At 46.2% G+C, this 19,666-nt stretch carries 21 protein-coding genes; 15 read left to right on the plus strand and 6 right to left on the minus strand.

Going from position 1 to position 19,666, the window contains the following annotated elements:
- Positions 1–65: 65 nt before the first annotated feature.
- The 3 genes from dnaG to rpsU form a co-directional block, all read right to left on the minus strand.
- Positions 66–1,808, minus strand: coding sequence for a DNA primase (gene dnaG, locus AACQ79_RS16135; RefSeq protein ID WP_170899390.1), 1,743 nt, complete (start codon positions 1,806–1,808; stop codon positions 66–68).
- Positions 1,809–1,903: 95 nt separating this feature from the next.
- Positions 1,904–2,347 carry a GatB/YqeY domain-containing protein gene (locus tag AACQ79_RS16140; RefSeq protein ID WP_010318215.1) on the minus strand — a complete coding sequence of 148 codons (444 nt, stop codon included), beginning with the start codon at positions 2,345–2,347 and terminating at the stop codon, positions 1,904–1,906.
- Positions 2,348–2,376: 29 nt separating this feature from the next.
- On the minus strand, positions 2,377–2,592 hold the full coding sequence (rpsU, locus tag AACQ79_RS16145) for a 30S ribosomal protein S21 (protein WP_004396009.1): 216 nt from the start codon (positions 2,590–2,592) through the stop codon (positions 2,377–2,379).
- Positions 2,593–2,832: 240 nt separating this feature from the next.
- Here rpsU and tsaD point away from each other — a divergent pair, with 240 nt between their 5' ends.
- Both tsaD and AACQ79_RS16155 read left to right on the plus strand, forming a co-directional pair.
- Complete coding sequence (gene tsaD, locus AACQ79_RS16150; RefSeq protein WP_017046706.1) at positions 2,833–3,849, plus strand: tRNA (adenosine(37)-N6)-threonylcarbamoyltransferase complex transferase subunit TsaD; 1,017 nt, start codon at positions 2,833–2,835, stop codon at positions 3,847–3,849.
- Between the two features lie 135 nt (positions 3,850–3,984).
- Positions 3,985–4,833, plus strand: coding sequence for an alpha/beta fold hydrolase (locus tag AACQ79_RS16155; RefSeq protein WP_094129980.1), 849 nt, complete (start codon positions 3,985–3,987; stop codon positions 4,831–4,833).
- A gap of 110 nt (positions 4,834–4,943) precedes the next feature.
- On the opposite strand, the gene plsY is transcribed toward AACQ79_RS16155, so the two are convergent.
- Entirely contained in the window at positions 4,944–5,546 is a 603-nt protein-coding gene (gene plsY, locus AACQ79_RS16160; protein ID WP_017047525.1) for a glycerol-3-phosphate 1-O-acyltransferase PlsY, read from the minus strand.
- Positions 5,547–5,733: 187 nt separating this feature from the next.
- On the opposite strand from plsY, the gene folB reads away from it, so the two are divergent.
- The 11 genes from folB (at position 5,734) to rpoS (ending at position 13,663) form a co-directional block, all read left to right on the plus strand.
- Positions 5,734–6,087, plus strand: coding sequence for a bifunctional dihydroneopterin aldolase/7,8-dihydroneopterin epimerase (folB, locus tag AACQ79_RS16165; RefSeq protein ID WP_013857722.1), 354 nt, complete (start codon positions 5,734–5,736; stop codon positions 6,085–6,087).
- Positions 6,084–6,575 carry a 2-amino-4-hydroxy-6-hydroxymethyldihydropteridine diphosphokinase gene (folK, locus tag AACQ79_RS16170; protein WP_170899391.1) on the plus strand — a complete coding sequence of 164 codons (492 nt, stop codon included), beginning with the start codon at positions 6,084–6,086 and terminating at the stop codon, positions 6,573–6,575. Before folB ends, folK begins: the two co-directional genes overlap by 4 nt.
- A 12-nt stretch (positions 6,576–6,587) precedes the next feature.
- A complete protein-coding gene (locus AACQ79_RS16175) occupies positions 6,588–7,391 on the plus strand; it encodes an undecaprenyl-diphosphate phosphatase (RefSeq protein WP_017046711.1) in 804 nt (267 codons plus the stop codon).
- Positions 7,392–7,520: 129 nt separating this feature from the next.
- Positions 7,521–7,802, plus strand: coding sequence for a cell division protein FtsB (gene ftsB / locus AACQ79_RS16180; protein ID WP_026027578.1), 282 nt, complete (start codon positions 7,521–7,523; stop codon positions 7,800–7,802).
- On the plus strand, positions 7,803–8,534 hold the full coding sequence (ispD, locus tag AACQ79_RS16185; protein ID WP_170899392.1) for a 2-C-methyl-D-erythritol 4-phosphate cytidylyltransferase: 732 nt from the start codon (positions 7,803–7,805) through the stop codon (positions 8,532–8,534).
- Complete coding sequence (gene ispF, locus AACQ79_RS16190) at positions 8,527–9,012, plus strand: 2-C-methyl-D-erythritol 2,4-cyclodiphosphate synthase (RefSeq protein ID WP_013857718.1); 486 nt, start codon at positions 8,527–8,529, stop codon at positions 9,010–9,012. Before ispD ends, ispF begins: the two co-directional genes overlap by 8 nt.
- A 210-nt stretch (positions 9,013–9,222) precedes the next feature.
- Positions 9,223–10,266: a tRNA pseudouridine(13) synthase TruD gene (truD, locus tag AACQ79_RS16195; RefSeq protein WP_445285858.1), complete on the plus strand. Its 1,044-nt coding sequence runs from the start codon at positions 9,223–9,225 to the stop codon at positions 10,264–10,266.
- A gap of 12 nt (positions 10,267–10,278) precedes the next feature.
- On the plus strand, positions 10,279–11,025 hold the full coding sequence (gene surE / locus AACQ79_RS16200; RefSeq protein ID WP_010320454.1) for a 5'/3'-nucleotidase SurE: 747 nt from the start codon (positions 10,279–10,281) through the stop codon (positions 11,023–11,025).
- Positions 11,025–11,651, plus strand: a complete 627-nt coding sequence (locus AACQ79_RS16205) for a protein-L-isoaspartate(D-aspartate) O-methyltransferase (protein ID WP_013857716.1) — start codon at positions 11,025–11,027, stop codon at positions 11,649–11,651. The genes surE and AACQ79_RS16205 overlap by 1 nt, the downstream gene beginning before the upstream one ends.
- Before the next feature lie 5 nt (positions 11,652–11,656).
- Complete coding sequence (gene nlpD, locus AACQ79_RS16210) at positions 11,657–12,589, plus strand: murein hydrolase activator NlpD (RefSeq protein WP_047688264.1); 933 nt, start codon at positions 11,657–11,659, stop codon at positions 12,587–12,589.
- 72 nt (positions 12,590–12,661) lie between these two features.
- Positions 12,662–13,663 carry an RNA polymerase sigma factor RpoS gene (gene rpoS, locus AACQ79_RS16215; RefSeq protein ID WP_017046716.1) on the plus strand — a complete coding sequence of 334 codons (1,002 nt, stop codon included), beginning with the start codon at positions 12,662–12,664 and terminating at the stop codon, positions 13,661–13,663.
- A gap of 139 nt (positions 13,664–13,802) precedes the next feature.
- On the opposite strand, the gene mutS is transcribed toward rpoS, so the two are convergent.
- Entirely contained in the window at positions 13,803–16,391 is a 2,589-nt protein-coding gene (mutS, locus tag AACQ79_RS16220) for a DNA mismatch repair protein MutS (RefSeq protein WP_170899394.1), read from the minus strand.
- 243 nt (positions 16,392–16,634) lie between these two features.
- Positions 16,635–17,525, minus strand: coding sequence for a cysteine synthase CysM (gene cysM / locus AACQ79_RS16225; protein ID WP_047688250.1), 891 nt, complete (start codon positions 17,523–17,525; stop codon positions 16,635–16,637).
- Positions 17,526–17,737: 212 nt separating this feature from the next.
- Between cysM and cysP the strand changes: the two genes are divergently transcribed.
- Entirely contained in the window at positions 17,738–18,739 is a 1,002-nt protein-coding gene (cysP, locus tag AACQ79_RS16230) for a thiosulfate ABC transporter substrate-binding protein CysP (RefSeq protein WP_170899395.1), read from the plus strand.
- Positions 18,740–18,805: 66 nt separating this feature from the next.
- Positions 18,806–19,663, plus strand: coding sequence for a sulfate/thiosulfate ABC transporter permease CysT (gene cysT, locus AACQ79_RS16235; RefSeq protein WP_017046719.1), 858 nt, complete (start codon positions 18,806–18,808; stop codon positions 19,661–19,663).
- The last annotated feature ends 3 nt before the right edge of the window (positions 19,664–19,666 follow it).

Consider the following 19,666-nt stretch of genomic DNA (forward strand, 5'->3'; position numbering starts at 1 on the left):
TTAGTATGCGAAATGCAAACCACATATACTAACAAATTTATTCATTGCTGACTATTTAAACTGGGTTACGCTTTCAAGTCTTTCATTAAGTCTTGAAGCTCCCGTCTCTCTTCGGCTGATAAACCGACGCTTCTTTCTTTTGCCTGCAGGTTTTCAATTTGCTTTTCGATGCATTGAGCCAATATTTTGTCCAATGAATCTAAAAATAGTTCTTCTTGGTTGTCTTCAACAAGTGGAATTTCCCAACTTGCGAGGCGAGACAGAAGGGTCTCGTTTTTATTACCGCGCCAGTGTTCAAGCAATTGGCCTGTAGTAATATTGGGGTACGCTTGACAATTCTCAAGTACCTCAATTAATAAACTTAAACCGGGTATGGGCAAGGATTGAACGCTGGAAATATCAGGCACCATTTCAGCATAGCTTGGATTTTGAATAAGCAAAGCGATCACTTCACGCATCGGTGTGCGTTTGAGCTCTTTGTGTGGCTGTGAGCGGTGTTTGTCTGATTCTGGCAGTGATGGCTTTTTATAAATCCCAGTTTTTTGCCCTAATATTTTGAGCAATTGCGCTTGTAGAGATGTGTCTGGCACTTTATTAATCAGTGGTAATGTCAGCGCCTCAAGCGCTGCTTTCCCTTCGTTATTACCGACATCAACTTGTGACAGTAGGTTGGTAAATAGGTATTTGGATAAGGGTTCAGCATCTTGCACTAACTGTTCAAAGGCCGCTTTTCCATGGGTTCTGATGTAGCTATCTGGGTCTTCACCATCAGGTAAAAACAGAAATTTAAGAATATTGCCACTTTTGAGATAACTCAACGCATTTTCCAGTGCGCGCCACGCCGCTTCTCGTCCTGCTCGGTCACCATCATAGCAACAGACCACCGTATTGGTTTGGCGAAAAAGCAGTTGCAGGTGATCGCCAGTAGTTGAGGTTCCTAGCGAAGCAACCGAGTAGTCCACTCCATATTGCGCCAGAGCCACCACATCCATATAACCTTCAACAACTAATATTTGCGGGGGTTCACGATAGGCTTGCATGACATCGTATAGGCCATACAGCTCTTTACCTTTATGGAAAATGGGAGTTTCTGGTGAGTTCAGGTATTTTGGCGTTCCATCACCAGTAACGCGTCCACCAAAGCCGATCACTCGTCCGCGGCGGTCGCGAATGGGAAACATAATACGTCCACGAAAACGATCGTAGCGGTTGCCTTTGTCATTTTCGATCAACATGCCGCCAGTGACGAGCATCTCTTGGCTTTCTTGTTGCTGACCGAAGTTTTTGCGCACTAAATCCCATTCGTCAGCGATATAGCCAATACCAAATTTCTGCACGATTTCGCCAGAAAGACCGCGATCTTTTAGGTACTCGATGGCATGACGATTACCCGGAACTTTGAGTTGGTTGCGGTAAAACTGCGCAATGCTGCCCATTAAGTCATAAAGGGTGCGTTTTTCTTCACTATTGGCTTTAGGGGCTGATGAGAAATGGCCACTAGAGCGTTGCTCTCGGGGAACTTCTAGCCCCACAAAAGAAGCCAATTCTTCGATGGCCTCGACGAATTCAAGGCGTTCATATTCCATCATGAAGTCGATGGCGTTGCCATGCACGCCACAACCAAAGCAGTGATAGAACTGTTTTTCTTGGCTTACACTAAATGAGGGCGTTTTTTCATTATGGAATGGGCAGCAAGCACCGTAGTTCTTACCTTTTTTCTTAAGTTTCACACGTGCGTCTATGATGTCGACAATATCAAGTCGAGCAAGGAGATCATCAATAAAACTGCGAGGGATGTGTCCTGCCATAAAACCTAAAAGAAAAGATTAAAACGAATGATTAGATACAAACAAGCCGTGCGCTCCAGAGGATAGCACGGCTTGATGCAATTTGATGCGGGCATTTAAGCGAGTTTAGTTCGAACTAATCCGCTGACTTTACCCATATCTGCACGCCCTTGAATTTGCGGTTTCAAGACAGCCATCACTTTCCCCATGTCTTGCATGCCAGCAGCAGCGGACTGGGTGATCGCATCATCAATTAATGCGCTCACTTCATCATCGCTCAACGGCTGAGGCATAAATGCCTCAAGGATAGTGATTTCTGCTTGCTCTGCATCTGCGAGATCTTGACGATTGGCAGCTTCATATTGAGCGACAGAGTCGCGACGCTGTTTAACCATTTTTACCATCACAGCAAGAATATCGTCGTCGTTCAGAGTGATCTGCTCGTCGACTTCTCGTTGTTTGATCGCGGATAAGGCTAAACGAATAGTGCCAAGGCGTACTTTATCCTTGGCTTTCATCGCTAATTTTTGCTCTTCTTTGAGGATATCAATTAGAGCCATAACTCTCGTTCCTTAATGGAAAAAGGTTATTAGTACAGGCGAACGCGACGTGCGTTTTCGCGAGCTAGCTTCTTAGCGTGACGCTTTTGAGCTGCTGCTTTAGCGCGTTTGCGAACGGTAGTTGGTTTTTCATAGTGCTCACGACGACGCACTTCAGAAAGGATACCTGCTTTTTCGCAAGAGCGCTTGAAACGACGTAATGCAACATCGAACGGTTCGTTTTCACGTACTTTAACTATTGGCATATGCCTTTCACCTCAGGGGTTATTCGTTAACGCTGATATTTTGAGGCTTAAACCACAAGATTTCTTGTCTGTTTGCTCGGTTATCAGCTTGATCAAAAATGGTGCGGAATTTTAATCCGATCGCAATAGCTTTGTAAAGCACTTTGTCGATTATAGTCTGTACAAAATTTGTTTACGGAGCCAAGGCGGGGTAACATGGCGGCCATTTCCAATTGTTGATGAAAGCGTGCTGAGAAAATTATGCGCATTATTGGTATTGAAACCTCGTGTGACGAGACTGGCATCGCCATTTATGACGAAGAGAAAGGCTTACTTTCTCATCAATTGTACAGCCAAGTAAAACTGCACGCCGATTACGGCGGTGTGGTGCCGGAGCTTGCTTCTAGAGACCATGTTAAAAAGACCATTCCACTGATAAAAGCAGCGATGGCTGAAGCGAATTTGACGCCTGCGGATATTGATGGCGTGGCTTACACCGCAGGTCCTGGTTTAGTGGGTGCGCTGCTTGTTGGCGCGACGATTGGCCGTAGTTTGGCTTATGCGTGGAATGTGCCTGCGGTGCCTGTTCACCATATGGAAGGGCACCTTTTAGCTCCGATGCTTGAAGATAATCCGCCTCCGTTTCCGTTTGTGGCCGTACTGGTTTCCGGTGGTCATTCCATGATGGTAGAGGTGAAAGGGATTGGTGAATATAAGATCCTCGGAGAGTCTATTGATGATGCGGCCGGTGAGGCGTTTGATAAAACCGCGAAGCTGATGGGGCTTGATTATCCTGGGGGGCCATTGTTGGCTCGTTTGGCAGAAAAAGGAACGCCAGGGCGTTTTAAGTTTCCGCGTCCGATGACGGATCGACCAGGGTTAGACATGAGTTTCTCTGGTTTAAAAACATTTACAGCCAATACGATTGCAGCTAATGAGAATGATGATCAGACCCGAGCAGATATTGCGTATGCCTTTCAAGAGGCGGTGTGTGGCACTTTAGTGATTAAGTGCAAGCGAGCCCTTGAGCAAACTGGCATGAAACGTATTGTTATTGCCGGTGGCGTGAGTGCCAATAAACAGTTACGCGCAGAGCTTGGCGCACTGGCGAAAAAAATTGGTGGCGAAGTGTATTACCCACGTACTGAGTTTTGTACCGACAACGGTGCAATGATTGCTTATGCGGGTATGCAGCGTTTAAAAAATGGTGAAACAGTCGATTTAGCGGTGCAGGCAACACCTCGCTGGCCGATTGATCAACTTAAACCCATTATTTAGCGGGTGTCACAACGGTCTCTTTTTAGAGGCCGTTTTGTTCTTTGGTACTTCCGTTTCTGTGGCGTTCTGTATTGATTTTAATTAGCCATTGCTTACATTCTGCTCTGAGCTGTTATCGCTCATATCAATGCTACAATGCCAACCTACTTTACTAATATTGGATTCACAATGAAGACATTTGTTATTGATGATTGCCAGATGCGTTATTTGGATCAAGGGCAAGGTGAAGTGCTTGTTTTCGGTCACAGCTATCTGTGGGATAGCGCAATGTGGGCACCTCAGGTGGAAGCGTTGAGTCAACACTACCGCTGTATCGTGCCTGATTTATGGGCGCATGGTCAGTCAGATTTCGCACCGTCATCCATGAACACACTGAAAGATTATGCTCAGCATATTTTGGCTTTGATGGACCACTTATCGATTGAGCAGTTTTCTATCATTGGTCTTTCTGTAGGTGGAATGTGGGGGGCTGAGTTAGCCGTTCTTGCGCCTGCGCGCGTGAAATCATTAGTGATGATGGATACCTTTGTTGGTCTAGAGCCTGAAGTCAGCCATGCAAAATATTTTGCCATGCTCGATGCGATTGCGGCGATGCAGCAAGTGCCATCACCGATTGTTGATGCAGTTGTACCGATGTTTTTTGCAAAAGATGGCGAGCAGCAATCTCCGACATTAGTGGCTGGATTCAAGCAACATTTATCGGCGCTTACTGGTCAACAAGCGGTGGAAGTGGCTCGGTTGGGGAAAATGATCTTCGGTCGTCGTGACATGATTGAAGAGGTGGAGCAATTGAGGTTGCCAGTGCTGATTGCAGCTGGCGCTGAAGATATGCCTCGTCCGCCTCTTGAGGCTTACTTAATGAATGATGCCATTCACGGCAGTGAGTTAGAGGTTATTGCTAATGCTGGACATATCAGTAACTTAGAACAACCTGAATACGTTACCGCCATGTTGACCCGTTTCTTGAAAAAAGCGCTTAGCTAGTCTTCTCTAATTACCGGGTCATGCTTAATCAAAAAGGCTTCGTAAGAGGCCTTTTGCTTATTCGTCATTGACGTTATTTGCAAGCGGGTTTATCCATCATCCAAGCTAGCTCAAGAACCAAGCGTTTTTTTCTCACCCACTTTCGGCTCTGTGCCAGCCAATAACCGTTTAATATTTTGGTGATGACGAAACACGATAAGGCAGCACAGCATTGCTACCGGTAAGGTATATTGCGGTTTGATCAACCAAGTGTAGAACGGAGCGAGCAGCACGGTAACCAAAGCCGCTAAGGATGAATAGCGAAATAAAAATGCAACGCTGACCCAAGTCAATATGATAAGTGCGGTGAGATCTAAACCGATCGGTGCGATTGCTCCCAGTGCTGTTGCAACACCTTTTCCGCCTTTAAAATGAAAGAAAATAGGATACATATGGCCAAGGCAAGCGGCGATGGCGACTAGGCCTAACAAAATGGGGTCAATCCCCAAATAGTAGCTGCCCCATACGGGAATAGTACCTTTGAGCATGTCACACAGCAGTACCGCGATGGCGGCTTTTTTTCCACCAATGCGTAATACGTTAGTTGCACCGGGGTTATTTGAGCCCATATTGCGAGGATCGGGCAGGCGTAATAAACGGCAGATCAACACCGCACTTGAGATCGAACCCAGTAAATAGGCAGAAATGATCATTATCAGTGCGAGTGGTGTCATAAGTACCTCTGCAGTGGAAATACCCTAAAGCAAGTTCACAAGCCATTGTTAACCATGATGAAAAGCAAAAAAATGTTTTGGATTTCGCATCTCGACTCAGTTTGGGTATATGATATCGCGATTAGGCAAAATAGTACGATTTTTTACGTAATTAGGGTATCCGACCTCTAGAGGAAGAGACGCAAAAATGGACAAAGTCTTTATTGAACAGCTGACGGTAATTACGACCATTGGCGTGTATGATTGGGAACAAGAGATTAAGCAGAAGTTGGTGCTCGACATCGAAATGGCGCACGACAATCAACCCGCAGGTAAAAGTGATGATGTGAGCGATGCATTAGACTACGCACAAGTGAGTCAAGCGGTGATCGCACATATTGAAAATGGTCGCTTTTTATTGGTAGAGCGTGTTGCAGAAGAAGTAGCAGAGCTTCTGATGCAGCGTTTTTCCGTTCCTTGGGTTAAAATTCGCTTAGCAAAGCCCGGCGCGGTAGCACAGGCATCCAGTGTTGGCGTTATTATTGAGCGAGGCGATGCATGACTACGGTCTATGTTGGCGTCGGTTCTAATATTGAAAGACGCAAACATATCGAAGCGGCCATCGAGGAATTGTCGACCATCGGAAATCATCTACAGATCTCGACCATTTACGAATGTGCATCGGTTGGGTTCAATAGTGCGGCCTTTTATAATTTAGTCGTTGCGCTGGAAACAAGGCTTTCGTTGAGTGATTTCGTGGCGCAACTTCGAGCGATTGAATCTCGATGGGGGCGCGACCCGCAGGCGGAAAAATTTCAAGATCGCACCTTAGATCTCGATATCATCTTGTTTGGTGAAGACATTTCAGCGCAAGATCCTGAACTGCCACGCAGTGATATCTTTAAATATCCATTTGTCATACAACCACTTTACGATTTGTCACCGGAACGGATCGTTCCCAATGATGGTCGTAGTGTGCGTCAAATATGGCAACAGGCGATCAACTTAGAATCGCTCACCCCTGTCAAACTTTGGTTTGACATTAATTAATAAGAGTCAGTAATGAGTTATTTAGAAGCGTTTTTTTTGGCTTTGATTCAAGGCTTAACCGAATTTTTACCCATCTCCAGCTCCGCCCATTTGATTTTGCCTTCAGCTATTTTAGGCTGGGAGGATCAAGGTCTTGCCTTTGATGTGGCGGTGCATGTCGGCACATTAGCTGCCGTGGTTATCTATTTTAGGAAAGAAGTCGTGACTTTACTGCGCGCTTTTTTTGCCTCGATTTTTAAAGGCGAGCGCAGTAAAGAATCGAAACTGGCATGGATGATCGTACTAGCCACCATCCCTGCCTGTATTTTCGGCTTTTTTATGAAAGATATTGTTGAACTCTACCTACGCAGTGCTTGGGTGATAGCAACCACCACTATTATTTTTGGTCTATTACTGTGGTATGTCGATAAAAACGCTCCATTAGCGGATGATGAATACCAAGCCGATTGGAAAAAATCGCTGATGATTGGTTTGGCACAAGCAGTTGCGGTTATCCCCGGTACCTCTCGCTCAGGAGCGACCATCACTGCGGCGTTGTATCTTGGTTTTACTCGTGAAGCGGCCGCGCGTTTTTCTTTCTTGATGTCGATTCCCATCATTGTTTTGGCGGGTGGTTATTTAGGGTTAAAGCTGGTGACCAGTGGCGAACCTGTGCATTTTGGTTTCTTAATGACGGGTATCCTTACCTCCTTTATCAGTGCTTATATTTGTATCCATTTCTTCTTAAAACTGATTTCTAAAATGGGTATGACTCCGTTTGTCATTTACCGTTTAATTCTCGGTGGCGGCTTATTTGCGTTCCTAATGATGAGTTAAATAAAGGCTTGTGGTATAAATAGCCATCATTTTCGTGCTGTGTTAGAGCGTCACTTTTTTTAAACAGCACGCTTTGTTTATCGTTTACGTTCTCTTTCATAGTGAACGTTTTGAATGGTTATAGATGTGATGCGACTTTTTGCGGTGACATTGGCGTTATTATTCGGTTTATTACAGTACGATTTGTGGCTCGGTAAAAATGGCATTGCTGATTATCGAACCATTGTCGATGAAATTGACGTGCAGCAACAAGTAAACGAAAACCTAACGCTACGAAATTCGGAAATGTTCGTCGAAATTGATGATTTACGACAAGGATTGGACGCGATTGAAGAGCGAGCGCGTCATGAATTAGGAATGATAAAAGAAGGTGAAACTTTCTATCGATTGGTCGGTGAGGATAGTCAATAAATGCCGCACAGTACGCTTTCTCTTACCGCGATTGTACCGGCTGCTGGTGTTGGCAGCCGAATGCAAGCAGATCGTCCGAAACAGTATTTAACCATACACAACAAAACCGTTCTCGAACACACAATAGCGACGCTGCTCGCGCACCCTAATATTGATCGCGTTGTTGTCGCCGTCAGTGACGATGATCCTTACTATTTTGCTCTGCCATTAGCCACTAACCCCAATGTTATTCGCGTCAGCGGTGGTCAAGAGCGAGCCGACTCGGTGCTCTCGGCGCTGCAATATGTTTTAGCTAATTCCCTAGGTGAATGGGTTCTCGTGCATGATGCAGCGCGGCCTTGTCTTACTTTTGCAGATATTGACCGATTGATTAAGACGGCTAAAGAGCATCCGGTAGGTGCGATTTTAGCTGCACCCGTTCGAGACACAATGAAGCGTGCTGATGGCGAAAGCAACATTGATCATACCGTTGATCGCGTCGCATTATGGCATGCACTCACCCCCCAGATGTTTAGAGCCAAGCCGCTTTTTGAGGCTTTGTCGGACGCGTTAGATCAGCAAGTCATCATCACCGATGAAGCATCCGCAATGGAGTGGCAAGGGTTACATCCAGCGTTGGTCGCTGGGCGGGCGGATAATCTCAAAATTACGCAACCCGAAGATCTCGCTTTAGCTGAGTTTTATTTAGGTCGTACTTCTTCACTAGCCGCAATAGGAAATAACCATGATTAGAATTGGCCACGGTTTTGATGTTCATAAATTTGGCGGTGAAGGCCCAGTCATCATTGGGGGAATTGCCGTTCCTTATGAGCAAGGCTTAATTGCTCATTCCGATGGTGATGTCGCCTTGCATGCTTTAAGTGATGCGCTGCTTGGCGCGATTGCCGCAGGTGATATTGGCCGCCATTTCCCCGATACCGATGATAAATGGAAAGGGGCAGATAGCCGTGAATTATTGAAAGATGTCTATCGCCGTGTGAAAGCGCAAGGCTACCGTTTAGGAAATGCCGACGTCACCATTATCGCGCAAGCGCCGAAGATGGCGCCGTATATTGAAGCGATGTGCGCTGCCATTGCGCAAGATCTTGAAACGACGCTAGATAATATTAACGTCAAAGCAACCACAACCGAACGCCTTGGTTTCACTGGGCGCAAAGAGGGTATTGCTTGCGAAGCGGTTGTCTTATTGATCAAATGTACTACAGATTAAATGCTCGGTTGATCAAAGCATAATATCGCCTTAATAAAAAACGACCCAAATTGAAGAGGTAATGGCAATTCACGTGCCTCTCCTTCTATGTAAAAACACGTTATTGATGGACTACCGCCAACGAATGGCACGCTCAGTAACGCGCAATAGCGGCTCATGCGTCGCTGTTTTTATTATTACCGCCAACTCGCGTCAGCGACGGATGAAAACATGTCAGATATATTATCTTCATTGGCTTACCTCTGTGGTAAACCAGCCGCTAAAGCCAAAATAAAAGCCAAGCCAGAGCACTTTAAAGTGATTGAAGACTTAGGATTCGAACTGGCAGGAAGTGGTGAACACTTAATGGTTCATATTCGTAAAACTGGTGAGAATACCAGTTTTGTGGTCAATGAATTGGCCAAAGCATGCGGTGTGAAATCAAAAGATGTGAGTTGGGCTGGTCTGAAAGATCGTCATGCGGTTACGCAGCAGTGGCTCAGTGTACATTTACCAAAAGGTGAGACGCCAGATTTCACCGAGTTTTTGGCTCAATATCCGAGCATCGAAATTCTGGAAACTACGCGTCACAATAAAAAGTTGCGCCCCGGAGATTTAGTCGGCAATCATTTTGAAATCACGCTTTCTGAAGTCACCGACACCGCCGAAGTAGTGACGCGATTAGAGCACATCGCCACGCACGGTATGCCTAATTATTTTGGTAGCCAACGTTTTGGCAATCACGGCAATAACCTCAGTGAAGCGCGTCGCTGGGGAAAAGAGAACGTGCGTTCACGTAACCAAAATCAGCGCAGTTTGTATCTTTCGGCGGCCCGTTCGTGGATTTTCAACCAAATTGTCTCTGCCCGTATCGAGCAAGATAAGTTACACCAATTTATCGAAGGAGATATCGCACTTGAGGGAGAGAAAACGACCTTAGCCACCTTGGTGAATCTTACCGATCTCAATAACAAGCTGGCATTGAATGAAGTGCAAATAAGTGCTGCTTTGGCGGGCGATAACGCACTACCGACGCAAGGCGAGGCTTTAGATTTAGAACAAGTTCACCTTGATGCTGAACCTGACTTGATGGCACTGATCCGCAGCAATCGTATGCGTCATGAGCGCCGGGCGGTGATGCTTAAGCCTCAGAATCTTTCTTGGACAGTTGAACAAGACAATGTGACGTTACGTTTTGATTTAGATGCAGGAAGTTTTGCTACCTCAGTCATTCGCGAATTGGTTGAAGAGATAGCGGTTGAACGCGAGTTCTAAGGAAAAAACTCGATGAAGATTTTATTAAGCAATGATGATGGTGTATACGCGCAAGGTTTAAATACCCTAGCACGCGCGCTGGCTGATCTCGCCGAGATCGTGATTGTCGCGCCGGATCGTAATCGGTCAGGAGCCTCCAATTCGCTGACATTAGAGCAGCCGCTTCGTGTGGATCTCATTGCACCCAATACCTATTCAGTGCAAGGCACACCAACCGATTGTGTGCATTTTGCACTCAATGAACTGCTCAAAGATGATCTGCCTGATTTGGTGCTGACAGGCATCAATCATGGTGCGAATTTGGGCGATGACGTGCTCTATTCGGGCACGGTTGCGGCGGCGATGGAAGGGCACTTTCTTGGGGTGCAAGCGATCGCGTTTTCATTGGTCGGGACGGCTAATTTTACTACGGCAGCGCAGATAGCACGCCAGTTGGTCGAACAGCATCTCAATGCCCCGATCCCAACCAATCGATTATTGAATGTGAACGTACCAGATCGTCCATTTGAGGAGTTAGCGGGTATTCAAGTGACGCGTTTAGGTGCTCGCCATCACGCAGAAAGTATGATTAAGCAGAAAGATCCTCGTGGGCATGATATTTATTGGTTAGGTCCTCCGGGTAAAGAGCAAGATGCAGGGCAAGGGACTGATTTCTATGCGATTGAGCATGGCTATGTCTCCTTGACGCCGTTGCAAGTTGATCTCACGGCTCATGAGTCACTGCCAAGTATGGATAACTGGTTGAAGGAAAAAGGGTAATGGCCAATCCACATGCCGACAGATTAATTGAATTTCTGATCGCGAATGGTATCCAAGATCAAACCGTTTTGGATGCCATTCATTGTTTGCCAAGAGAAAGCTTTGTTTCTCAGGCGATGATGCATCAAGCCTATGACAACAATGCCTTGCCGATAGGCCAAGGACAAACGATTTCACAACCTTACATTGTGGCAAAAATGACGCAGCTTTTAGAACTTGAGCCGCAGAGTAAGGTCTTAGAAATTGGCACAGGATCGGGTTATCAAACCGCTGTGCTTGCCCAGTTGGTTGAGCACGTGTATTCGATTGAACGGATCAAGTCATTACAGTGGGACGCGAAGCGTCGTTTAAAGCAACTTGATATTTATAACGTCTCCACTAAGCATGGTGATGGCTGGTTGGGCTGGGATGCTAAAGCTCCTTTTGATGCGATCATTGTTACGGCAGCGGCCGAATTTGTCCCAAATGCGCTGCTTGATCAGCTTGCGGAAGGTGGCCGTTTAGTGATCCCTGTCGGCAGTAGTGAGCAACAGTTATTGAAAATAGTTCGCCAAGGTGATGATTTTATTTCTAACACCATTGAGATGGTGCGTTTTGTTCCTTTAGTTGCCGGTGATTTAGCTTAGTGATGATGAGTAACCTAAGAAACAGAGTAATAATGGTGCTAATTAGTAGCGTCCTTATCGGATGTGCTGCTCATACTCCTGCACCCGTTTCTGGGCTCAATAAAGACTATAATGCCATTCCTCGTGGTAGTTATCGCGGCAGTTTTTACGAAGTGCAAAAAGGCGATACGCTCTATTTTATATCTTATGTCACAGATAAAAATGTAAACGACTTGATCCGTTTCAATAATTTAAAAAAACCTTACACCATTCATCCCGGTCAAAAACTCAAATTATGGATCCCCAATTACACGCCTCCTGCTTACGGTGGTAGTGGTGTAACAGAAGTCATTGTGGCTGCAACCCCTTCGAGCACAATGGCTGGCTTAGTTTCCCCCCCAATGGTTGTAGACGGAGTGAGTAAAAACTCTAATCAAAATAGTGGATCTAATGCCGCAAGTTCTTCGACCAAAGTCGCAAAGAAAGATCCTCCTAAGGTAGTTGAACAATCGAAATCAAAAGAGTATGTTGATTCAAAAGGTAAGCAAAATGTTAATGCTAATGTAACCTTTGCTAAACCAAAAGATGATAAAGTTTCAAAATGGTTATGGCCGACACAAGGGAGAATAATTAAAAACTTTTCAGCAGGCGATCAAGGAAATAAAGGGATCGATATCGCAGGACAGCGTGGTCAATCCATTTTATCAACTGCTGCAGGAACCGTTGTCTATTCGGGAAATGCATTAAGAGGTTACGGCAATCTTGTGATTGTTAAACATAACGATAACTACCTCAGTGCTTATGCTCATAACGATCGGTTACTGGTAAAAGAAGGACAAAGTGTTAAAGCTGGCCAAAAAATAGCAACCATGGGCAGCTCAGGAACCAGCAGTGTTCGTTTACACTTTGAAATTCGTTATCAAGGTAAGTCGGTGAATCCAAAACGCTACTTACCGTAAACATACTTGAAAGAGTCATGTAGCGACATTAGAAAGTAGTAATGTCTTGCTAGCTCGCCAGGGGGAGGCGCTATGAGTATCAGCAATGCAGTAACGAAAGTCGAAGAGTTTGAAGACCAAGAGATCATGGATTCGATTGAGGTTGATGAAGAACTCACCACCACTAAAAGCCAAAGCGATGACGATGTTCAAATCGAAGATGCCAAAGAAGGATTTGATGCGTCAACAAAAAGCTTAGATGCAACACAGATGTATCTTAGCGAGATTGGTTTTTCTCCATTATTAACAGCTCAAGAAGAAGTACTTTATGCTCGTCGTTCACTGAGAGGCGATGAAGCTGCTCGTAAACGCATGATCGAAAGTAACTTACGTTTGGTCGTTAAAATTTCTCGCCGTTATGGTAATCGTGGCTTAGCTTTACTCGATCTAATTGAAGAGGGTAATTTAGGCTTGATCCGCGCGGTAGAAAAATTTGATCCAGAACGTGGCTTTAGATTCTCAACCTATGCTACTTGGTGGATCCGTCAAACCATTGAACGTGCATTAATGAACCAAACGCGCACTATCCGTTTGCCAATTCATGTCGTTAAAGAGTTGAATATCTACCTTCGCACGGCTCGCGAGCTGTCGCAGAAGTTAGATCACGAACCTACCGCAGAAGAAATTGCGTTCCAACTGGATAAGCCAGTAGAAGATGTCAGTAAAATGCTACGTCTGAACGAGCGTATCAGTTCTGTTGATACACCGATTGGCGGCGATGGTGACAAAGCACTACTCGATATCATCCCAGATACGAACAACTCTGATCCTGAAATTTCTACGCAAGATGATGATATCCGTGAATCACTACTGAATTGGTTAGATGAACTGAACCCAAAACAAAAAGAGGTACTTGCACGCCGTTTTGGACTATTAGGTTATGAACCGTCCACCTTAGAAGAAGTCGGGCGCGAAATTAACTTAACCCGTGAACGAGTTCGTCAAATTCAAGTGGAAGGTCTACGTCGTTTGAGAGAGATCTTGGTTAAACAAGGCTTGAACATGGAAGCGCTGTTTAATGTTGAATACGACTAAAGGTTGGTTCAACAAGACCTTGATTCATAAAACCATTCATTCATTCATTCATAAGCCGTTGATTTATAAAACTATTACATGAAATCACAAAAGGCACCGACTTAAAATCGATGCCTTTTTTATTTTTAATATCAGATTGTTACATTAGCTTCTTCAAGCGATAAAGTGCTTCTAACGCTTGGCGAGGCGTTAGATCGTCAGGATCAATAGCTGCTAATGCCTGTTCGACTTCGCTTGGGTCTGGGATCAAACTGAGTTGATTAGCAATATCTACAGTTGAGCTTTTACTGCTATTAGGTTGTTGCTGGCTTAGTAATTCAAGCTGCGACAGTTTAGCGCGCGCGTTTTTGATCACTGTTTTAGGCACGCCAGCAAGACCTGCCACTGCTAGGCCGTAAGATTTACTTGCCGCTCCTTCTTGAACCGCATGCATAAAGGCAATGCTATCGCCATGTTCCACGGCATCTAAATGCACGTTGGCTAAGTGAGGTAGCTGGTTTGGCAGCTCGGTCAGTTCAAAATAATGAGTGGCAAATAGCGTTAGCGCGCCAATTTGGCTTGCGAGCCATTGTGCACTTGCCCAAGCCAATGATAACCCATCATAGGTACTGGTGCCGCGGCCAATTTCATCCATCAATACCAAGCTATTTTGTGTCGCATTATGCAAAATGTTGGCAGTTTCGGTCATTTCAACCATGAAAGTAGAGCGACCAGAGGCGAGATCGTCCGATGCACCAATGCGGGTGAAGATGCGGTCAATCGAACCGATGTGTGCTGCTTCTGCTGGCACATAGCAACCGATATGCGCTAATAAAGTAATCAATGCAGTTTGGCGCATGTAGGTCGATTTACCGCCCATGTTAGGCCCGGTAATGATCAACATTTTTCGTTGCGGATTGAGCTCAATTGGGTTGGCAATGAAGGGTTCATTCATCACTTGCTCAACGACAGGGTGACGGCCAGCTTGGATATGGATCGCTGGCTCTTTACTCAAGGTCGGGCGACAGTAATCTAAGCTTTCAGCGCGCTCGGCAAGGTTTTGCAACACATCGAGCTGCGATAGCGAAGATGCAAGGTTTTGCATCTGCTCTAAATGAGGCAACAATAAGTCAAATAACTCTTCCCAAAGCTGCTTTTCCACTGCCAGTGCTTTTGATTTCGAGTTGAGCACTTTATCTTCATGCGCTTTTAGCTCGGCAATAATATAACGCTCGGCATTTTTCAGCGTTTGGCGGCGCACATAGTGGGGAGGAACAAGGTGACTCTGGCCACGGCTGACTTGAATGTAGAAACCGTGAATCGCGTTGTAGCCGACTTTTAGCGTATCAATGCCGTGATGTTCGCGCTCTTCAGCTTCTAATTTATTCAAGTATTCGGTTGCGCCGTTGGCTAAATCACGCCATTCATCCAGTTCGGCGCTGTAGCCATCGGCAATCACGCCACCATCACGAATCACAACTGGTGGGTTGTCTTTGATTGCTCGCTCAAGCAGTGTGCACAGCTCATCCAATGGCTGTACATGATGAGTTAACTGAACTAAGTGGGGTTGCGATAAGGGTTGCAGTATTTCACTGAGCTGCGGCAATTGCTGCATCGCATGTCGCAGGCGTGCTAAGTCTCTTGGGCGAGCGGAACGCAATGCCAAACGAGCAAGAATACGTTCAATATCGCCAATCTGTTTCAGCACAGGTTGTAATTCACTAAACAGAGCAAGCTGTTTCAACTCGCCGATCGCATCAAGGCGTTGATTCAGCGTATCAATACAGCGCATCGGTTGGTGTAACCAGCGTTTGAGCATGCGGCTGCCCATTGGGGTGGCGCAATGATCGAGCACTTCCGCTAAGGTGTTATCAAAGCCACCGGACAAGTTCTGCGTGATCTCTAAATTACGGCGCGTGGCGGCATCTAAGATCACCGAGTGATCTTGGCGATCAAACGTCAGTGAACGAATATGAGGCAGTGCAGTGCGCTGCGTATCTTTCACGTATTGAATCAAGCAGCCAGCGGCGCATAAGCCCAGTTTAGCCTGTTCTACGCCAAAACCGACCAAATCACGCGTACCAAATTGTTGGTTCAACTGCTGTTTTGCTGTCTCTAACTCAAATTCCCAAATAGGGCGGCGACGGTTTCCTTTGCGATTGCCCATTAAAGTGACTGGCGTGAAATCTTCAGGGAAGAGCAGTTCGCGCGGTGCGGTGCGTTGCAGTTCGGCGGCCATCGCCTCTTCGGTTTCTGGCTCACTCAGTTGGAAGCGCCCTGAAGTGATGTCTAAGGTTGCGTAGCCAAAGCGACCATCGTGGTGGTAGATGGCGGCAATTAAGTTATCGACTCGCTCAGAGAGCAAGGCTTCATCCGTGACCGTACCGGGCGTGACAATCCGCACCACTTTACGCTCAACGGGGCCTTTGCTGGTGGCAGGATCGCCAATTTGTTCACAAATCGCGACGGATTCGCCCTGCTGTACCAATTTCGCTAAGTAACCTTCCACAGCGTGATAGGGAACGCCCGCCATTGGAATAGGTTCACCCGCAGAAGCACCGCGTTTGGTGAGTGATATTTCCAGCAATTGCGATGCGCGTTTAGCGTCATCGTAAAACAGCTCGTAGAAATCGCCCATCCGATAAAAGAGCAGAATATCGGGGTTTTCGGCTTTCAATTGCAGATATTGCCGCATCATCGGGGTGTGCTGTGGTGAAGACTCGGCGGAAGATGCGCTGGATTTGCTCATGTTATTCGTCACTCGATTATCAATGGCTGACTGTGAAAATGACCACTGTACAGGAATGGCAGCGGCCTTAGCTCTGACATGAGTTAGAAAGAATCGTCAGAACATGCATTTAAATAGTTGGAGAGGATAACAAACTTCGCTATTGCTGAGCAATCAAGGGATGCTGATGTGGAAGCAAAGCCAAGGGCTAAAAAGTGATGAGCGCGTTCAGCACTGATTAGCCCGTTGGGTTGGAGATTTGATCTAAGAAAAAAGACCGGATGAGAGATAACGATCGCCTCGATCGCAAATGATGGCGACGACCACCGCTCCTGGATTTTGTTGCGCGATTTGTAACGCAGCGAAAACGGCGCCTCCAGAGCTGACGCCAGCGCAAATGCCTTCTTGGGTTGCCAAAGCACGAGCCGTATTGATGGCATCTTGCTCTTCGATATCGAGTACCACATCAACACGTGATGATTCAAAAATACCGGGTAAATAAGCTTGAGGCCAGCGGCGAATGCCCGGAATTGCACTGCCTTCTGCTGGTTGTAAACCGACAATGCTTATCTCTGGATTTTGCGTTTTTAGATAGCGAGAAGTGCCCATGATGGTGCCCGTTGTGCCCATACTTGAGACAAAGTGGGTGATTTCCCCGTGGCTTTGTTGCCAAATTTCTGGGCCAGTAGAATCAAAATGAGCTTGCGGGTTGTCGGGGTTATTGAATTGATCGAGCACTTTTCCTTTGCCTTCACTTTGCATTTTTAATGCTAAATCGCGCGCTCCTTCCATGCCTTGCTCTTTGCTGACTAAAATGAGCTCACAACCATACGCTTTCATCGCGTCTTTACGCTCTTGGGTAGCATTATCTGGCATGATTAAAATCATTTTGTAGCCCTTGATGGCGGCCGCCATTGCCAGCGCAATACCCGTGTTGCCGCTGGTCGCTTCAATGATGGTATCGCCCGGCTGGATCTCTTGGCGACGCTCTGCTTGCACTATCATATTGAGCGCTGGGCGATCTTTGACTGAACCTGCTGGGTTATTGCCTTCTAGCTTGACCAATACGGTGCTTGAGGTGTGAGCCGCCAGTCGCTGCAAGCGAACTAAAGGCGTTTGCCCGACATATGCTTCAATCGTTGGGAAGTCCGCCATCATGTTGTCCTTAATTTTTTAGTCGGAAGAGTAAGATGACGTATCCACCTTACCGAACACTACTATAAAGTCGTGCTGGTAATTGGCATACAATTTATTGCTAGAGTTTATTCCAAAAAGTTCTAGTTATCCTCTTTGTTATAATTCATTTTCCTCATACTCTAATTGCCAAGGACGCCATTTTGGCCGTAGTGATTAGGGAGTAGCAATATATGAAGTTCATCAAGTCAGCCTTAGCCAGCTTATTAGCCGTAGGATCGTTGAATGTTTCGGCCGCGGATCAAACCATTCTCAACTCATCGTACGACATCGCTCGCGAGCTGTTTGCTTCTTATAACCCAGTGTTTGAAAAACACTGGCAACAAAAGACAGGCCAAACAGTGGAGATCAAACAGTCGCACGGTGGGTCATCTGCGCAAGCTCGCTCAATTTTGCAGGGGTTAGCCGCCGATGTAGTGACATTCAATCAGGTAACGGATGTTCAGGTGCTGCACGATCGCGGCAAGCTTATCGATGCTAATTGGCAAGAAAAATTGCCCAATGCAAGCTCACCTTACTACTCCACGACCGCATTTTTAGTGCGCAAGGGAAATCCAAAAAATATTCAAGATTGGGGCGATCTCGCCAAAGCTGATGTGGCTTCTGTATTCCCCAATCCTAAAACCTCAGGTAATGCACGTTATACCTATTTGGCCGCGGTCGGTTATGCACAAAAGACTTTTGGCAAAGAGAACCAAGCCGAGCAGAATCAATTCCTCAAACAATTTTTAGCTAATGTCGCGGTATTTGATACTGGTGGCCGTGGTGCGACTACTTCGTTTGTTGAACGTGGCATTGGCGATGTGCTGATTACGTTTGAATCTGAAGTGAACAATATTCGTCAGCAGTATGGCGTGGATGAATATCAAGTAGTGGTGCCTAAGACCTCTATCTTGGCCGAGTTTCCCGTGGCCGTGGTGGAAAAAAATGCCAAGCGTAAAGGCACGCTTGAGGTAGCCAACGAATATCTCGCTTATCTGTACAGTGAAGAAGCGCAACGTTTGCTGGCTGGGTTTAATTACCGCGTTCATGATGAAAAAGTGAACGCAGAATTTGCTGATCGCTTCCCTGAAGTTGAATTGCTAACAGTTGAGAGCATTGCTGGCGGGTGGGAAAATGCCATGAAACTTCATTTTGCCAATGGCGCGAAGCTTGACCAACTTCAACGTCGTTAATTCGTCATCGCCACCTGCGCTGAGTGTGGGTGGTTTTCTTACGCATCCGTTTTTTTTCGAGGGTTTATGAGCCATTCCTTCACCGCTTCTTTATCTCGCCCACGCCATAAAAGGGTGCTACCCGGATTTGGTATTAGCCTCGGTACTTCGCTGTTTTTTGTCAGCTTAGTGCTGCTATTGCCCGCCAGTGGTTTGATTATGCAGACGAGCCAAATGTCGCTCACCGAGTATTGGCAGGTGGTGGCGGACCCTCGTGTACTGGCCAGTTACAAAGTAACGGTGGGCGCGGCACTCATCGCCTCATTGTTTAATGGCTTGCTAGGATTATTGCTCGCTTGGGTGCTGGTTCGTTATGATTTTTATGGCAAACGTATTCTTGATGCTTTAGTCGATTTACCGTTTGCTTTGCCTACCGCCGTTGCAGGCATCACGTTGGCGACGCTTTACTCATCCAATGGCTGGGTGGGCAGCGTACTTGGCGAGCTTGGAATTAAAGTGGCTTATACCCCCTTGGGGATTGTTGTCGCGATGGCGTTTACCAGTATTCCGTTTGTGGTGCGCACGGTACAACCCGTCTTGGAAGAGATATCCAAAGAAGAGGAAGAAGCGGGAATGACGTTAGGCGCATCAGACAGCGCCGTATTTTGGAAAGTGATCATGCCTTCGATTCGTCCAGCACTATTGGTTGGTATCGCACTCTCATTTACGCGTAGCTTGGGCGAGTTTGGTGCAGTGATTTTCATTGCGGGCAATATGCCTTATGTCAGTGAAATTACCTCATTAATGATTTTTGTACGCTTACAAGAATTTGATTTTCCGGCGGCGAGTGCCATTGCCTCGGTAGTATTGATGGCATCGTTATCGCTGCTACTACTGATCAATCTATGGCAGGGCGCATACCTGCGTCGAATTCATGGACGTTAAGGA

This window comes from Vibrio sp. 3-2(1) (assembly GCF_963887575.1).
In the GTDB taxonomy this organism is placed as follows: domain Bacteria; phylum Pseudomonadota; class Gammaproteobacteria; order Enterobacterales; family Vibrionaceae; genus Vibrio; species Vibrio anguillarum.

Bases quoted from the DNA above. Each gene is read 5' to 3' on its own strand.
- ftsB (WP_026027578.1), top strand. From the start codon at position 7,521: ATGCGACTTTTTGCGGTGACATTGGCGTTATTATTCGGTTTATTACAG.
- cysP (WP_170899395.1), top strand. From the start codon at position 17,738: ATGAAGTTCATCAAGTCAGCCTTAGCCAGCTTATTAGCCGTAGGATCG.
- truD (WP_445285858.1), top strand. From the start codon at position 9,223: ATGTCAGATATATTATCTTCATTGGCTTACCTCTGTGGTAAACCAGCC.
- rpsU (WP_004396009.1), bottom strand. From the start codon at position 2,592: ATGCCAATAGTTAAAGTACGTGAAAACGAACCGTTCGATGTTGCATTA.
- rpoS (WP_017046716.1), top strand. From the start codon at position 12,662: ATGAGTATCAGCAATGCAGTAACGAAAGTCGAAGAGTTTGAAGACCAA.
- dnaG (WP_170899390.1), bottom strand. From the start codon at position 1,808: ATGGCAGGACACATCCCTCGCAGTTTTATTGATGATCTCCTTGCTCGA.
- mutS (WP_170899394.1), bottom strand. From the start codon at position 16,391: ATGAGCAAATCCAGCGCATCTTCCGCCGAGTCTTCACCACAGCACACC.
- plsY (WP_017047525.1), bottom strand. From the start codon at position 5,546: ATGACACCACTCGCACTGATAATGATCATTTCTGCCTATTTACTGGGT.
- folK (WP_170899391.1), top strand. From the start codon at position 6,084: ATGACTACGGTCTATGTTGGCGTCGGTTCTAATATTGAAAGACGCAAA.
- AACQ79_RS16155 (WP_094129980.1), top strand. From the start codon at position 3,985: ATGCCAACCTACTTTACTAATATTGGATTCACAATGAAGACATTTGTT.
- cysM (WP_047688250.1), bottom strand. From the start codon at position 17,525: ATGGCGGACTTCCCAACGATTGAAGCATATGTCGGGCAAACGCCTTTA.
- ispF (WP_013857718.1), top strand. From the start codon at position 8,527: ATGATTAGAATTGGCCACGGTTTTGATGTTCATAAATTTGGCGGTGAA.
- tsaD (WP_017046706.1), top strand. From the start codon at position 2,833: ATGCGCATTATTGGTATTGAAACCTCGTGTGACGAGACTGGCATCGCC.
- AACQ79_RS16205 (WP_013857716.1), top strand. From the start codon at position 11,025: ATGGCCAATCCACATGCCGACAGATTAATTGAATTTCTGATCGCGAAT.
- nlpD (WP_047688264.1), top strand. From the start codon at position 11,657: ATGAGTAACCTAAGAAACAGAGTAATAATGGTGCTAATTAGTAGCGTC.
- cysT (WP_017046719.1), top strand. From the start codon at position 18,806: ATGAGCCATTCCTTCACCGCTTCTTTATCTCGCCCACGCCATAAAAGG.
- folB (WP_013857722.1), top strand. From the start codon at position 5,734: ATGGACAAAGTCTTTATTGAACAGCTGACGGTAATTACGACCATTGGC.
- ispD (WP_170899392.1), top strand. From the start codon at position 7,803: ATGCCGCACAGTACGCTTTCTCTTACCGCGATTGTACCGGCTGCTGGT.
- AACQ79_RS16175 (WP_017046711.1), top strand. From the start codon at position 6,588: ATGAGTTATTTAGAAGCGTTTTTTTTGGCTTTGATTCAAGGCTTAACC.
- surE (WP_010320454.1), top strand. From the start codon at position 10,279: ATGAAGATTTTATTAAGCAATGATGATGGTGTATACGCGCAAGGTTTA.
- AACQ79_RS16140 (WP_010318215.1), bottom strand. From the start codon at position 2,347: ATGGCTCTAATTGATATCCTCAAAGAAGAGCAAAAATTAGCGATGAAA.